Origin of the sequence: Cryobacterium sp. 10C3 (assembly GCF_034314285.1) — a bacterium.
Taxonomy (GTDB): Bacteria; Actinomycetota; Actinomycetes; order Actinomycetales; family Microbacteriaceae; genus Cryobacterium; species Cryobacterium glucosi.
In genome coordinates this window covers 3,046,922-3,061,657 of sequence record NZ_JAVIWF010000002.1, presented here as the reverse complement: position 1 = coordinate 3,061,657, position 14,736 = coordinate 3,046,922, and the positions used below count along the sequence as shown (strand labels likewise).

The 14,736-nt window shown below is 71.2% G+C and carries 14 protein-coding genes and 1 pseudogene; 8 read left to right on the top strand and 7 right to left on the bottom strand.

Features of this window, described 5'->3' with window-relative positions; all coding sequences use genetic code 11:
- Positions 1-17 precede the first annotated feature (17 nt).
- Positions 18-1,358 (bottom strand): kynureninase, encoded by a 1,341-nt coding sequence (locus tag RGU41_RS15465; RefSeq protein ID WP_322136786.1) that lies wholly within the window; start codon positions 1,356-1,358, stop codon positions 18-20.
- Between the two features lie 269 nt (positions 1,359-1,627).
- Between RGU41_RS15465 and RGU41_RS15460 the strand changes: the two genes are divergently transcribed.
- The 3 genes from RGU41_RS15460 (at position 1,628) to RGU41_RS15450 (ending at position 4,508) form a co-directional block, all read left to right on the top strand.
- A complete protein-coding gene (locus RGU41_RS15460; RefSeq protein WP_134446227.1) occupies positions 1,628-2,329 on the top strand; it encodes a TetR/AcrR family transcriptional regulator in 702 nt (233 codons plus the stop codon).
- Entirely contained in the window at positions 2,330-3,433 is a 1,104-nt protein-coding gene (locus RGU41_RS15455) for a LacI family DNA-binding transcriptional regulator (protein WP_134446228.1), read from the top strand.
- A 73-nt stretch (positions 3,434-3,506) separates the two neighbouring features.
- Positions 3,507-4,508: an alpha/beta fold hydrolase gene (locus RGU41_RS15450; RefSeq protein ID WP_166787245.1), complete on the top strand. Its 1,002-nt coding sequence runs from the start codon at positions 3,507-3,509 to the stop codon at positions 4,506-4,508.
- Between the two features lie 18 nt (positions 4,509-4,526).
- Here RGU41_RS15450 and RGU41_RS15445 read toward each other — a convergent pair whose 3' ends face one another.
- The 4 genes from RGU41_RS15445 to purD all read right to left on the bottom strand — a co-directional run bounded on the left by RGU41_RS15445 (position 4,527) and on the right by purD (position 8,220).
- On the bottom strand, positions 4,527-5,363 hold the full coding sequence (locus tag RGU41_RS15445) for a VOC family protein (protein WP_134446377.1): 837 nt from the start codon (positions 5,361-5,363) through the stop codon (positions 4,527-4,529).
- 98 nt (positions 5,364-5,461) lie between these two features.
- Positions 5,462-5,839, bottom strand: a complete 378-nt coding sequence (locus tag RGU41_RS15440) for a VOC family protein (protein ID WP_134446230.1) — start codon at positions 5,837-5,839, stop codon at positions 5,462-5,464.
- A gap of 58 nt (positions 5,840-5,897) precedes the next feature.
- The gene (locus tag RGU41_RS15435) at positions 5,898-6,863 is read right to left on the bottom strand and encodes a phosphoribosylaminoimidazolesuccinocarboxamide synthase (RefSeq protein WP_134446231.1); all 966 of its coding nucleotides are present in this window, start codon (positions 6,861-6,863) and stop codon (positions 5,898-5,900) included.
- A gap of 88 nt (positions 6,864-6,951) precedes the next feature.
- Entirely contained in the window at positions 6,952-8,220 is a 1,269-nt protein-coding gene (gene purD / locus RGU41_RS15430; RefSeq protein WP_134559276.1) for a phosphoribosylamine--glycine ligase, read from the bottom strand.
- An 85-nt stretch (positions 8,221-8,305) separates the two neighbouring features.
- Here purD and RGU41_RS15425 point away from each other — a divergent pair, with 85 nt between their 5' ends.
- Complete coding sequence (locus RGU41_RS15425) at positions 8,306-8,674, top strand: sterol carrier family protein (protein ID WP_134446233.1); 369 nt, start codon at positions 8,306-8,308, stop codon at positions 8,672-8,674.
- A 28-nt stretch (positions 8,675-8,702) separates the two neighbouring features.
- On the opposite strand, the gene RGU41_RS15420 is transcribed toward RGU41_RS15425, so the two are convergent.
- Complete coding sequence (locus RGU41_RS15420; protein ID WP_322136785.1) at positions 8,703-9,698, bottom strand: ribokinase; 996 nt, start codon at positions 9,696-9,698, stop codon at positions 8,703-8,705.
- An 83-nt stretch (positions 9,699-9,781) separates the two neighbouring features.
- Here RGU41_RS15420 and RGU41_RS15415 point away from each other — a divergent pair, with 83 nt between their 5' ends.
- From RGU41_RS15415 to purM, 3 genes and pseudogenes are all read left to right on the top strand, one after another.
- Complete coding sequence (locus RGU41_RS15415) at positions 9,782-10,033, top strand: hypothetical protein (RefSeq protein WP_322136784.1); 252 nt, start codon at positions 9,782-9,784, stop codon at positions 10,031-10,033.
- A 182-nt stretch (positions 10,034-10,215) separates the two neighbouring features.
- Positions 10,216-11,888 (top strand): annotated as a pseudogene (gene purF / locus RGU41_RS15410) (amidophosphoribosyltransferase).
- Between the two features lie 22 nt (positions 11,889-11,910).
- A complete protein-coding gene (purM, locus tag RGU41_RS15405; RefSeq protein ID WP_322136783.1) occupies positions 11,911-13,014 on the top strand; it encodes a phosphoribosylformylglycinamidine cyclo-ligase in 1,104 nt (367 codons plus the stop codon).
- A 214-nt stretch (positions 13,015-13,228) separates the two neighbouring features.
- On the opposite strand, the gene RGU41_RS15400 is transcribed toward purM, so the two are convergent.
- Entirely contained in the window at positions 13,229-13,462 is a 234-nt protein-coding gene (locus RGU41_RS15400) for a DUF3073 domain-containing protein (RefSeq protein WP_134446236.1), read from the bottom strand.
- Positions 13,463-13,648: 186 nt separating this feature from the next.
- On the opposite strand from RGU41_RS15400, the gene RGU41_RS15395 reads away from it, so the two are divergent.
- On the top strand, positions 13,649-14,734 hold the full coding sequence (locus RGU41_RS15395) for an FAD-dependent oxidoreductase (RefSeq protein WP_134446237.1): 1,086 nt from the start codon (positions 13,649-13,651) through the stop codon (positions 14,732-14,734).
- Positions 14,735-14,736 lie beyond the last annotated feature (2 nt).

Sequence of the window (14,736 nt, the reverse complement as noted above, 5' to 3'; positions counted from 1 at the left end):
GCGTGGATGCCTCGATTCTACAGTCCACACGGCCCGGGCCCGGGTCGGCTGTTACCGCCCGTTGCCGGGGCCACTCTGCCCGAACCCCGCCGCGATCCCGGTCCCCGGCGCGAGGCCTGCCTGCCCGAGCAGGACCCCGCGCAGCACGTCGCGGATCGCCGCGACCCCTCGAGCGTCTCGACGAAGCTCGTGCTGAGCGGCGACAGCCCGATCCGCAAGCCTTCCGGCCCGCGGAAATCGGGGATGAAGTCGTGTTCCCAGAGTGTCGTCGTGACTTGCCGCATCGCCGGGTGGTTGACCGTGACGTGGCCGCCGCGGTGGGTGTGGTCGCGCGGCGACGTGAGCCGCACGCCGAGCGGTACGAGCCACTCGTCGACGAGGGTGATCGCGAATTCGGTGAGCGCGACCGACTTGGCCCGCACCTCCTCGATGCCCGCTTCGCCGATCATCGCGATCGTGTCCTGCATCGCGAGCATGCCGACGACCGGCGGCGTCCCGCTCTGAAACCGGCGGATGCCGTCGGCCGGGTGATACCCCGGCCCCATCGTGAACACGTCCTTCGTGCCCATCCAGCCCTGGATCGGCTGGGTGAGCACGTCCTGGAGGTCGCGGCGCACGTAGCCGAAGGCAGGCGCCCCCGGCCCGCCGTTCAGGTACTTGTACGAGCAGCCGACGGCGAGGTCGACGTCGCAGAGGTCCAGCTCGACGGGAACGGAGCCGACAGAGTGGCTGAGGTCCCAGAGCACGAGGGCGCCGACAGAGTGCGCCGCCGCGGTGATCCGGCGCATGTCGGCGAGGAACCCGGAGCGGTAGGCGACGTGGCTGAGCAGGACGAGCGCCGTCTGCTGGCCGATCGCCGCGCGCACCTGGTCGAGTGAGACCCCGCCTGCGGGATCCGAGTGGATCCAGTGCAGGGTCAGGCCGCGCTCGGCGGCGATGCCCTCGATCAGGTACCGGTCGGTGGGGAAGTTGTCGGTGTCGAGCACGATCTCGGTGCGCGCCGGTTCGGAGCCGACCCTGCGGTAGTCCACCGCGGCCCGTGCGAGTTTATAGAGCAGTACGGTCGTCGAGTCGCCGATGAAGACCTGGCCAGGCGCCGCGCCGAGCGCGACCCGCCCGAGTTCGTCGCCGATCCGGAACGGAAGCTCCATCCACTCCTCGTCCCAGCCGCGGATCAGCCGGGTTCCCCAGTTGTGGGTCAGGAACTCGGTGATCCGCCCGACACTCGCGAGGGTCGGCCGGCCGAGCGAATTGCCGTCGAGGTAGACGAACGGATCGGCCGCGGCACCCGCCGCTGTGCCGGCTTCGGTGCCCACGAACTGCCGACGGTAGTGGGCCAGCCCGTCGATCCGGTCCATCCGGCGGGCGAAGACGAGGTGGGCATCCGTGCCCTCGCCGGCGGTGCGGCTCGGATCGGGGGAGGCGTCATCGGGAGTCCTCGGTTCTCAGGGATGCTGCGGGCCGTCGGTCGGACCACTGCGGTTCTCCGGCGAGATTCACGGGTTCGCATGTGAGACCCGGTTCTCCGGCGAGATTCTATCCCGGACGAGGGATTCCGGGCGCAGGCACAGGCGACGTGGAGGATTCCCTCCGACTCGTCATAGCTGGGGGACTTACAATCGTCTCCATGACTTCGTCCGAACCGACCCCGCAGGACGGCGCTCAACCGCGTCGGCGCGACGCCCGGCAGAACCGAGAGCGCCTGATCGTCGAGGCGCGGGCTCTCATCGCGCAGAACGGGGTCGACGCCTCGCTCGAGGAGATCGCCCGCCGCGCAGACGTCGGCGTGGCCACGCTCTACCGAAACTTCCCGACCAGGGACGACCTCGTGCGCGCTCTTTACGACATCGCGCTTGCCGAACTCGCGACCGTCCGCGATGAGATCGCCGCTGCTCCGACGGCCTGGGCCGGCATCGAGCTCTACATGGAGCGTGTCGCCGAGTGGCTTGTCGCCGATCCGGCGCTCCCGCACATTCTCAAGCGCATGGAGGTCATCGACCCGGGCAGCGGCAAGGGCACCGAGTTCCAGGCCGTGATCGCCGGCCTCGTCGCCCGCGCCAAGAAGGACGGTGCACTCCGGGCGGATGTCGACGCGGTCGATCTCGCGGTTCTGGTCACCATGGTCGGTTCCCTCGGCACGCACGGCGGCGGCCACACCGGCCAGTGGCGCAGGCAGCTTGCGATCGTGCTCGACGGCCTGCGGCTGCCGGCCACGGACCGGCCCCGGCTGCCCGGCCGGCCGCTCGCCGCCCGCGAGTTCCAGGCCGCGGTGCACGGGCTCACCCGGCGCGCCAAGCGCGCGGCATCCGGTGCCGGTTCCGGACGCTGAGTGAAGATTGCGACCGTCTACGACGTAGCCGCCCACGCGGCGGTGTCGATCGCGACGGTGTCCCGGGTGCTGCGCCGTCCGCATGACGTGCGCGAGTCGACCCGGGAGCGGGTCCTCGACTCCGTGCAGGCCCTCGGCTACGTGCCGAGCGCCAGTGCACGGTGCCTCGCGGCCCAGCGCACCGGCGTCCTCGGCCTGTTCTTCCCCGGCATCGACGACGAGGACGACCGGGGAGAAGCCCCGTTCGTGCAGGACCTGTCGGTCACGATGGTCGTCGACAGGGCCGGCGGCAGCGAGGTCGCCCCGCCGAACCTCTCCTTCGACGGGGTGCTGCGCGGCAGCGAGCGCGAGGCCTGGCGCCACGGTTTCGCCCTCATGGTCGGCGTCGGCAGGGATGCCAATCCCGCCGACATGTTGCGGGACATCGCCGGGCGGGTCGACGCGGTGGCCGTGCTCGCCGGCAGCGTCCCTGACGAACTCCTCAAGCACGTCTCGCGGCGGATCCCCGTCGTACTGATCGGCGGCCCGCGCCGATGCGCCGAGATGGACTTCGACCACGTCAGCGTCAGCAACCGGGAAGGCATGCGGGCGCTCACCGCGCACCTCCTGGAGAGCGGCGACACCACCGACCTCGCCTTCGTCGCCGGCCCCGCCGACTCACCCGACAGCTCCGAGCGGTACCAGGGCTTCGTCGAAGCTCTCGAGGGGGCGGGCCTCGACCCCGCCGCCGCGACGATCCTGCAGGGCGACTTCTCCCGCATCCGTGCCCGCCGGCTCGCCGAAACGCTGCTCACCACCGGGCGGATGCCGCGGGCCCTCGTCTGCGCGAACGACCGGACCGCGCTCGGCATGCTCGACGTGCTCGTGCCGGCGGGCGTGCGGGTGCCGGAGGACGTGATCGTGACCGGCTTCGACGGCATCGAGACCGGCCGCCTGTCGACCCCGCGGCTCACGACGGTGTACCAGCCGATGGTCGAGCTCGGGCGGACGGCGATCCGGGCGATGCTCAGCCGGATCGAGCACCCCGACCAGCCGCCGATCACGGCGCGCCTGCCCGTGAAGGTCCTGCTCCGCGAAAGCTCGGAGGGCACCCTCCCGTCCTGACCCGCGTCGCCTAGGCTGGGAATCCGCGGCAGCACGGCGGCAGCCCGGCCGTCAGGCCGGAATGGAGCGCACCATGAGCACGATCGACCCGACTGCCGGCCCGTCCGCCGGCCCGTCCGTGACCGGGCGGCATTCGGCCGAGGCCCGTACGAGCCCGTCCGCCGGGTCGTCCGCCGGGTCGTTCGACGGGTGGCCAGGGGTCCCGCGGTTCGGCACCCTGCCGGTCCCGCTGGCGGATGCGGTCGCCAACGTCGGCATCGACCTTCCCGTCGGGCGCGTGACGGCCCTGCATGCGCGGCCGGAGGCATCCGCTCGCGGTGTCGTGCTGCTCGTGCCGGGTTTCACCGGTTCGAAGGAGGACTTCGGCGGCTTCCTGCCGCTGCTCGCCGAGCGCGGCTGGGACGCCTGGTCGTACAGCCAGCGCGGGCAGGCGGACTCCGCGGCCCCCGCCGGCGCCGAGAACTACACGCTCGAAGCTTTCGCCAGGGACGTCGTCGCCGTGGCCGCACTCGTCGGCGGCGGCGAACCCGTGCACCTGCTCGGCCACAGTTTCGGCGGGGTCGTCACCCGGGCCGCGGCGATCCTGGCGCCGGGGGCTTTCCTCGACGTCACCCTGCTCTGCTCCGGTCCGCACGGCTGGGCGGGGCGGATGGAGCGCGAGGCGGCGATCGTCCGCGAGCGCGGTTCGGCGGCGTGGTGGAACGAGGACAACCCGCACACCGTCGGTCTTCCGGACGCAGCCCTGACCGCCGACGAAGCGTTCCGCCGTCTGCGGATGGGGGCAACGAGCGACGACCAGCTGCTCGGTGCGGCAGCGATCCTCAGCGACGAGAACGACACCACCGGCGAGCTGCTCGCGACCGGTCTCGACACCCTCGTCGCGCACGGAGTCGACGACCCGGCCTGGCCGCAGGACTGGCAGGCGAGCATGGCCGGCCTGCTCGATGCCCGGTATGCGATCATCCCGGAGGCCGCGCACTCGCCGCAGCTCGAGAATCCGGAGGCGACCGCCGACCTGCTCGACGAGTTCTGGGGTCGCGACCGCGCGCATCCGCCGGTCGAGCCCCAGCAGTAGGCCGCGCGCCCGCCTTCGTCAGGCGGGGAGCGCCGTGCGCACCACGATCTGGTTGCCCCAGGGGTCGTCGAAGCCGAGGGTCTGCCCGTCGTGCCGGGTCGCGATGCCGAAGTGGGACATCCGCTCGGTGAGCGCACCGAGGCCGTCGGCACCGGGCAGCACGATGTCGACCTCGCCGAGGCCGAGGGCGAGGCGGCGCCTGCCCGAGCCGGCGCTGTTCCAGGTGTTCATCGCCATGTGGTGGTGGTACCCGCCGGCCGAGACGAAGAGCGCGGACGGGCCGAAGTTCGCGGTCGCCTCGAAGCCGAGCCGGTCGACGTAGAAGGCGCGGGCGGTGGGCACGTCGCCGACGGAGAGGTGCACGTGACCCACGATGGCGTTGCCTGCACCGGGATCGGACACGCCCTCCTCGGTGAGGTGCTCGCCGATGAAGACGTTGGGGTCGAGGGCGAGGGTGGCCATCTCGACCTGGCCGTGGGCCCAGCTCCACTCGGTGCGGTCGCGGTCCCAGTAGAGCTCGATACCGTTGCCCTCGGGGTCGGTGAAGTAGAACGCCTGGCTGACGAGGTGATCGGCGCTGCCGGTGAAGGTGCCCGGATGCTTCGTTGCGACCGAGTAGACCGCCGCGGCGAGCTGCGCCTGGGTCTCGAACAGGATCGCGGTGTGGAACAGGCCGCTCGAGCGGGGCTCGGGGGCTGCGAGTTCCGGCGCGTGCTGGAGGATCACGATCGGGGTCGTGCCGCGCCCCATCACGGCGATGGGGCCGTCCTGGCTGAGCGGGCTCAGCGTGACGGCGTCGCGGTAGTACGCGATCATGCGGTCGAGGTTGCCGACGCGCAGGGTGACGGCGCCCATTCCGGTCGCCGCGGGCAGGAGTTCTGATGCAGATCTGGTCACACCTGCGTCAACGGATGCCCCCGCCCCGGTATTCCGCCCACGACGGGCGGGGGAAGTCAGTCCTGGTGCAGCTGGATCAGGTTGCCGCAGGTGTCGTCGAAGAGGACGGAGGTGCCGAAGGCATCCGTGTACGGTTCGCTCGTGAACTGCACGCCGAGACGGCCGAGGCGCTCGTATTCGGCGCGGACGTCGGGGCTGCCGAAGACGATCGCGGGCAGGCCGAGGGCACGGATGCCCTGGGCGTACTTCGCGGCGACCTTGTTGTCGCTCGGCTCGAGCAGGAGGCCGACGCCGTCCGGGTCCTCCGTGGACTTGACGATGTACAGCTGGTGCTCCGGCATGGCCAGAAGCTTCTCGAATCCGAGGACGGACGTGTAGAAATCGAACGCGGTGGCGGGGTCTTTCACGTGGACGCTGCACATCTTGATTCGCATGTCGGGAGCGTAACATTCGGCGGCGCCGGGCGCCGAGTCCTGTGACCGCGCGCGTCGGTCAGGCGACAGGGGTGTCCCCGGCGAGCCGGGTGAGCAGTTCGCGGTAGCGGGCGGCGGTGCGCTCGATGATGTCCTCCGGGAGCGCCGGGGGTGTGCCGGTCTGGTCCCAGTGCGCGCTCAGCCAGTCGCGGACGATCTGCTTGTCGAAGCTGGACATCCGCTGTTCGGGGGTCGTGCCGGTCTGCCAGAGTACGGCGTCCCAGTAGCGGCTCGAGTCGCTCGTCAGCACCTCGTCGGCGAGGGTGATCTCTCCGGTCGCCCGGTCGGCGCCGAACTCGAACTTGGTGTCTGCGAGGATCACCCCGTTCTGTTCGGCGATGACGGATGCCCGGCGGAAGATCTCGAGGGAGAGGCGGCGCAGCTCGGCGGCGACGTCGGCGCCGACGAGCTCGACGGTGCGCTCGAAGGAGATGTTCTCGTCATGCTCGCCCATCGGGGCCTTCCACGCGGGCGTGTAGATCGGTTCGGGCAGGCGGTCGCCGTTCTGCAGCCCCGCCGGGAGCGGCAGGCCGCAGACCGTCTGGCTGGCCTGGTATTCCTTCCAGCCCGAGCCGGTGAGGTAGCCGCGCACGACGCACTCGATCGGGAACATGTCGAGGGTCCTGCAGAGCATGGCGCGGCCCGCGGCGGCGGCCGGGATGCCCGCGGCGTCGTCTGTACCAGCGGTGGCAGTATTCGCCAGCAGGTGGTTGGGAATCCCGGCGAGCTGCCCGAACCACCAGAGGCTGAGCGTCGTGAGCAGCACGCCCTTGCCCGGGATACCGGGCTCGAGCACGTGGTCGAAGGCGCTGACGCGATCGCTCGCGACCACGAGCACGCGGGAGGCGGCGTTCAGGTCGGGGGCTGCGGCATCCGCTGCCGGATCGGCCGGGACGTACAGGTCGCGGACCTTGCCGGAATAGGCGTGGCGCCAGCCCGGGAGGTCGAGAGGGGTGGATGCGGTCGGCTGGTCGAGTGCGGTCACGGCCCCATTCTCCCGCACCGGCCCGCCCGCGCGCCAAACCCGCCCCTCCGGCCGTGCCTGCGGGGAGGCCGTTTCGCGGAGCTACAGGTCAGGCGACGACGCGGGCGGCGATGTCCGTGCGGAACTGCGCACCCTCGAGGGCGATCTCGGCGAGGGCGGCATACACGCGGCTGCGGGCCTCGGCGAACCCGTCGCCGAGCGCGACAACGCTCAGCACCCGGCCGCCGGTGGAGACGAGTCTTCCGTCGACGAGGGCCGTCGCGGCGTGCGCGACCGTGACGCCGTCGACGGCGGATGCGGCATCGAGCCCTGTGATCGCCCGCCCCGTGACCGGGGTCTCCGGGTAGTTCTCGCTCGCCAGCACGACGGTCACGCAGGACTCTGCCGAGAACACCGGCCGCGCCATCCCGCCGAGCCCGCCGGTGGACGCCGCGAGCAGCAGCCCCGCGAGCGGGGTCAACAGCCGGGGCAGCACGACCTGGGTCTCGGGGTCACCGAAACGCGCGTTGAACTCGATGACCCGGATGCCGGCATCCGTCAGAATCAGCCCGCAGTAGAGCAGCCCGATGAAGGGGGTGTCCTCGGCGGCGAGCCTGCGGACGGTCGGCAGGGCGATCGTATCGAGGACCTCGTCGACGAAGGCCTGTTCGCTGCCGAAGCCGGCGTCGAGCCAGGGCAGCGGCGAGTATGCGCCCATGCCGCCGGTGTTCGGGCCGAGGTCGCCGTCGGCGAGGCGCTTGTAGTCCTGCGCGGGGGAGAGCGGCAGCACGGTGTGGCCGTCGCTCAGGAAGAACAGGGAGACCTCCTGGCCGGCGAGGAACTCCTCGATGAGCACGCCGCCGTGCTGTAGCCAGTATTCTGCGTGGGCGAGGGCGGCGAGGCGGTCCTCGGTGACGAGCACGCCCTTGCCGGCGGCGAGGCCGTCGGCCTTGACGACGTATGGCGCCCCGAAGGCGTCCAGGGCGCTGGTCGCCTCGGCGAGGGTGCCGGCGCGCTCGGCGCGGCCGGTCGGGACGCCGGCCTCGTCCATGATGCGCTTGGCGAAGGTCTTGCTGCCTTCGAGGGCCGCGGCGGCGCGGCCGGGGCCGAACACCGGGATGCCCTGCGCACGCAGCGCATCGGCGACGCCGGCGACGAGGGGAGCCTCCGGGCCGATGACGACGAGGTCGACGCCGTGCTCGATCGCGTACTCCGTGACGGCGCCGGGCACGTTCGGGTCGAGGGCGACGACGGGCACCGCGGCGGCGATGCCGGCGTTGCCGGGCGCGGCGACGACCTCGTGGCGGGGCTCCTCGCGGAGCAGCGCGGTGATGATGGCGTGCTCGCGGGCACCGGAACCGAGGACCAGAATTCTCACCGGTTCAGGCTACCGGATGCCGGTCACTGGAGTTAGGCCACTAGGCGCGGGGCGTCCCTGGCCGGGAAACCGGCAGAATGGGGGGATGGCCAAGGCGAGGATCGACGACGGGGTGGGCCGCGCCGCGGTGCGCGGCTACGCGGCGGACCCGGCGGGCGCGAGCAGGGACATCCGTGCGCTCGCCGTGCGCTACACCCTGCAGTTGCTCTCCGAAGAGGCCAACGGCAACACCCTCGAGGTGCGCGTGCCGCCGTTCGGCGCCGTGCAGTGCATCGCGGGCCCCCGGCACACCCGGGGCACCCCGCCCAACGTCGTCGAAACAGATGCCGCGACCTGGCTCGCCCTCGCGACCGGCGAGCTCGCCTGGTCCGACGGTCTCGCGAGTGGGCGCATCCACGCGAGCGGACAGCGCGCCGACCTCGCCGCGCACCTGCCGCTGCGCCTCACCCCGTAACCGCGCCTCCCGCGTTTCTCGCGAGGGGTCAGGCGAGGATCGCGGCCACCTCGGCCCGGGTCGGCATCGATGCCGTCGCGCCGGCCCGGGTGACCGAAACGGATGCCGCGACCGTCGCCCAGCGGATGGCGTCGATCATCGCCTCCTCCGAAACCCCGACGCGAGCACCCCCGGTACCGGATTCCGCGGCGCCCGTGACCGCGGCATCCGGAGCCACTTCAGCACCTGCAGCAGCCACAGCACCCCTGGGACCCTCGGCGAGCCGGGCGACGAGCGCGCCGACGAAGGTGTCCCCGGCCCCGGTGGTGTCCACGGGGCGCACCGGCCGGGCCGGCGCGAGCCCGAGTGCGACGCCGCCGCGGGCGACAACGCACCCCTCGTCGCCGAGGGTGACGATCGCCCAGCCGCGGCGCGCGCTCAGGGATTCTGCCGCGCGCGCGGCATCCGCTTCACCCGTGAGCTCCTCGGCCTCGAGACGGTTGGCCACGACCAGGTCGACGCCCGCGAGGAACTCCGCAGGCAGCGGCACGACCGGAGCGGGCGTGAAAACCGTGAACGTGCCCGACGCCCGAGCGACCGCGAGTCCCTCAACGAGCGCTGACACCGGAAGCTCGCACTGCAGCACGAGGAAGTCCGCCGCCGCGATGACCGCGCGCTGCCCCGGGTCGAGCACCGTCACGGCGGCGTTCGCGCCGGAGACGACGACGATCGAGTTCTCGCCGGAATCGAGCACCGTGATGTGCGCGGTGCCTGTCGGCCCGTCGACTGTGTCGAGACCGTCCACGCGGATGCCTTCGGCCACGAGCAGCGCCCGGAGTTCCGTCCCGTAGGCATCGCGTCCGACCGCGCCGAGGAAGTCGACAGCGCCACCCTGCCGGGCGGCAGCGACCGCCTGGTTGAGTCCCTTACCCCCGGGCACAAGGGCGAAGTCGTGGCCGAAGATCGTCTCGCCCGGCCGGGGAAGTCGCGGCTGGCGCACGACGAGGTCCATGTTCGCGCTTCCGAGCACCGCAATCCTGTTCACCCGTCCAGTGTCGCACCCGCGCCACGTCCCGCCCCGTGCCGGCTCCCGGCGCACTCCCGGGGCGCGCGTGCGAGAATGTCCCCATGAGCGCAACCGAGCAGCCAGGGAACGACATCGCCCCCGTGCAGCCCGCCCCGGGCACGGCCGTCCCCGAGATCCTCGTCGGCCAGGCCGCGGCGACCGTGCGTCGCTCCCCGCGCTACCTCAACTTCATGATCGTCGGCGCCGTCCTCGGGGCGGTCACCGCGCTGATCCTCACCGTCGGCTTCCCCAGACGGCCGAATTCGGACTCCTCCAGGTCTTCGGATTCCTCCTCCTCGTCGGGGTCGTCGTAGGCCTCGCCCTCGGTGCGCTCGTGGCGATCGTGATCGACCGATTCACCGTTCGCTCGGTCCAGACGGTCGTCGTCGATAGACTGGGCGTCTACGGCGTGAGCGAGACGAACGCTCCCTCCGAGGCAGACGACCCCCCAACATCCAGCGCTAATACGCTGTAAAGATAGTTAAGAGGCATCGATTTGGCTGGTGGCGACGGACTTCTCGGTCACGATCTCTTGCAGGGCGAGAAGGGGCCACAGGATGCCTGTGGCGTCTTCGGCGTGTGGGCTCCCGGTGAAGAGGTGGCCAAGCTCAGCTACTTCGGGCTGTACGCCCTGCAGCACCGCGGCCAGGAATCGGCCGGAATCGCGACGAGCGACGGCAGCAAGATCCTGATCTACAAGGACATGGGCCTCGTCGCCCAGGTCTTCAACGAGGCGGCGCTGAGCACCCTCATCGGTCACATCGCGGTCGGGCACACCCGCTATTCGACAACGGGATCCTCGAGCTGGCAGAACGCCCAGCCGACCCTCGGCCGCACCTCGAGCGGAACCGTCGCCCTCTGGCGCACAACGGCAACCTGACCAACACGGCCGAGCTGCTCCAGCTCGTGCACGAGCGCTACCCGAAGGTCGAGGGCGAACTCGCCCGCGGCAACACCACGGACACCGCCGTCATCACCGCCCTCTTCACCGGGGACCTCGACCACACCCTCGAGGCCACCGCGCTCGAGGTGCTCCCGCGCCTGCGAGGCGCCTACTGCCTCGTCTTCATGGACGAAACCACCCTCTACGCCGCCCGCGACCCCCAGGGCGTGCGCCCGCTCGTCCTCGGCCGGCTCGAGCGCGGCTGGGTCGTCGCCTCGGAGACCGCTGCCCTCGACATCGTCGGGGCGAGCTTCGTCCGCGAGGTCGAACCCGGCGAGCTCATCACGATCGACGAGAACGGCCTCCGCTCGCAGCGGTTCGCCGAGTCCAAGCCCGCCGGCTGCGTCTTCGAGTACGTCTACCTCGCCAGGCCGGACACCACGATCGCCGGCCGCGGCGTGCACGAGGCCAGGGTCGAGATGGGCCGCCGCCTCGCCGCCGAGTACCCCGTCGAGGCCGACCTCGTGATCCCGACCCCCGAGTCCGGCACCCCGGCCGCGATCGGCTACGCCCAGGCATCCGGGATCCCGTTCGGCCAGGGCCTCGTCAAGAACTCCTACGTCGGCCGTACGTTCATCCAGCCGTCAGAGACGATCCGCCAGCGTGGCATCAAGCTCAAGCTCAACCCGCTCAAGGCCGTGATCAAGGGCAAGCGCCTCATCGTCGTCGACGACTCGATCGTGCGCGGCAACACCCAGCGCGCCCTGGTCAGCATGCTCCGCGAGGCCGGCGCCGCCGAGGTGCACGTGCGCATCTCGAGCCCGCCGATCACCTGGCCGTGCTTCTACGGCATCGACTTCGCCTCCCGGGCCGAACTCATCGCGACCGGCCTCGGTGTCGACGAGGTGCGCCAGGCCATCGGCGCCGACTCCCTCGGCTACCTCTCGCCTGAGGGCATGATCGCCGCGACCGAGCAGCCGCGCGAGCGGCTCTGCACCGCGTGCTTCACGGGCGTCTACCCGATCCCGCTGCCCGACGCCCTGCACCTCGGCAAGAACCTGCTCGAGCGCACCGCCCCGGTCGGGTCGACCGATTCGACGCGGTCGACGGCGTCCGCAGGGTCGCCGGTTGTCGCGAGCGACGCATCCGTCGCCGCAGCAGAGGCCTCCCGCACATCAGACGGATGCGACCCGGGCCCCGACGCGGAATACGAACCGCTCCTCGACCCGGCTTCGATGCGGGCGAGCACGCGAACCCCGTGCGCGGCACCCAGGGACAGTTCATGATCGGCGATCCAGGAAGACAAGAATGAGCAACGCATCGTACGCGGCAGCCGGAGTCGACACCGAGGCGGGTGACCTCGCCGTCTCGTTGATGAAGGCGGCCGTCTCGCGCACCCACGGCGCAGAGGTGCTCGGCGGTTTCGGCGGTTTCGCCGGGCTCTACGACGCCTCGTTCCTCACCGCGTACAAGCGCCCGTTGCTCGCGACCTCGACCGACGGCGTCGGCACCAAGGTCGCGATCGCCCAGGCCATCGACAAGCACGACACCATCGGCCAGGACCTCGTCGGCATGGTCGTCGACGACATCGTCGTGGTCGGCGCCCGCCCGCTCTTCATGACCGACTACATCGCCTGCGGCCGGGTCGTGCCCGAGCGCATCGCCGAGATCGTCGGCGGCATCGCCCGCGCCTGCGCCGAGACCGGCACCGCCCTCATCGGCGGAGAAACCGCGGAGCACCCGGGGCTCCTCGGCCCCGACGACTACGACGTCGCGGGAGCGGCCACCGGTGTCGTCGAGGGCGACCAGGTGCTCGGCGCCGAGCGCGTTCGCGCGGGTGACGTCGTCGTCGCGCTCGCTTCCTCCGGCCTGCACTCCAACGGCTTCTCGCTCGTCCGGCACATCCTCGCCGAACGGGGCATCGGCTACACCGACACGTCCGACGAACTCGGCGGGGTCGTCGGCGAAGTCCTCCTCGAGCCGACCCGGCTCTACACCGGACCGCTGCTGAGCGTGCTCGCCGACCCCGAACTCGCCGGCGCGGTGCACTCGCTCAGCCACGTCACGGGCGGCGGCATCGCCGCGAACCTCGCCAGGGTCCTCTCGATCGGCGCGTGGGTCGAAGTGGACAGGTCGACCTGGTCGCCCGCCCCCGTGTTCCGGGTGCTGAGCGCCTTCGCGGGCAGCACCCTCGAGAGTTCTGAAGGCACCTGGAACCTCGGCGTCGGCATGTTCGCCGTCGTCGCAGCGGATGCCGCGTCCTCGGTCATCGCGAGCCTCGCGGCCGACGGCATCCCGGCCTGGGTCGCCGGACGCGTGTCCACGGCCCCGCACGACCTCACCGGCTTCGTGCAGGGTGCCAAGGGCGTCAACGGCGGCGCTGTGCGCCTGGTCGGCGGCTACGCGGCCTGACGCGCCCGCGCCGCGGCATCCGCCGGTGCCGAGGGTTACCTTTCCGGTCGAGAGCGACCGGTAGAGCGGGAAATCTCGACCGGAAAGGTCACTTTCGCGCAGCGCCTATGAGCGAATGCTGCCAACTCGCTGGGTACCGCGCGGTCAGCGCGGTGCGGATGCCTGCACAGACAAAACGGGCGCCGAGAGTGGCGCCCGGTACAGGGAACGGCGGTCAGGCGCGCTTCTGCTCGTCTTCGGTCGCGTAGGTGTCGACGTATCGGTCGGGTTCCTCGGAGGTACCCGGCTCGTACTCCGGCCACTTGGCCAGATCCTCGTCGAGACGCTCGTCGTCCACGGGATGCCCCGTGAGCTCGCGTTCGAGCGCGTTGTAGTTGGTGTCCGGGCTGAAATACTTCAGCTCACGGGCGACCTTGGTGTGCTTTGCTTTTTGACGGCCGCGCCCCATGCGAGACCCCCTAACGATGCCAGGCCAGGTGAGGAATGAGTCACCCGGGAGTTGCCGAACGGAATGGTGAAAACTAGGCGCTAGTTTAGCATGGTGGGCCTGAAGGCCCGCTTGTGGCTCGGAGGGCGAACCGCGGCGCACACAGTGATCTTACGCCGGACGTACGCTGGTGAAGAGGGGGACGCGATGTCGAGTGACGCGAGCGTTCCCGTCGTCATCGTCGGAGCGGGGCAAGCCGGCCTCGCGGTCGCCTACTACCTGCGCAAATTCGAGCTGATCCCGGGGCGCGACTTCGTGCTCTTCGACCGCGGCCCGGACGCGGGCGGCGCGTGGCAGCACCGCTGGGCGGGACTCCGTCTCGGGTCGGCGCACCGGGTGAACGACCTGCCCGGCATGAGCGAACTCGGCCTGAGCTTTGCGACGGCCGACCGTGACCGCCCCGCCAGGGACGTCGTCACCGAGTACTACCGCAGGTACGAGGAGCACTTCGACCTCAGGGTCGTTCGACCCGTCACTGTCACCGCCGTGTTCAATCGCAGTGCCGACCTCGTGATCCGAAGCGCGTCGCCTGGGTTCGGCGACCACGAGACGACCGCCCGCCTGCTCGTCAACGCCTCAGGAACCTGGGGCGCCCCGTTCGTGCCGCACTATCCGGGAGCAGCGAGTTTCGCCGGACAGCAGCTGCACACCTCGGGCTACCGGGCGGCCGAGGATTTCGCCGGCCGGAGGGTCGTCGTCGTCGGCGGCGGGACATCCGCCATCGGGTTCCTGCTCGAGCTCGAACACGTCGCCGCCGAACTGACCTGGGCCTCACGGCGCCCGATCGACTGGGTGCACACCGATCAGCTCGACCTCGAGGGGGCGTCGGCCGCGGTCGCCGCCCAGGACGAGGCCGCCCGGTCCGGTCGCGCGCTGCCGAGCATCGTGAGCGGGACCGGCGTGCCCGTGAGTCGCCGGATCGCCGCGGGGATCGAGCGCGGGGTGCTCACCGCCCGGCCGATGTTCGCGAGCATCGAGCCGACCGGGGTGCGCTGGGCCGATGGCAGCTTCACGGAAGCGGACGTGATCATCTGGGCGACCGGGTTCCGTCCGGAGGTGCGGCACCTGGCCCCGCTGAAACTCCGCGCCAAGGGCGGCGGGCTCGTCGTCGGATCAGGGGCGAGCTGGACCGACCCGAGGATCTTCCTCGCCGGGTACGGGCCGCAGGCGAGCACGGTCGGCGCGCACCGGGCCGGCCGGGTGATCGCCCGCCAGGTCGTCGCCCTGCTCTGACC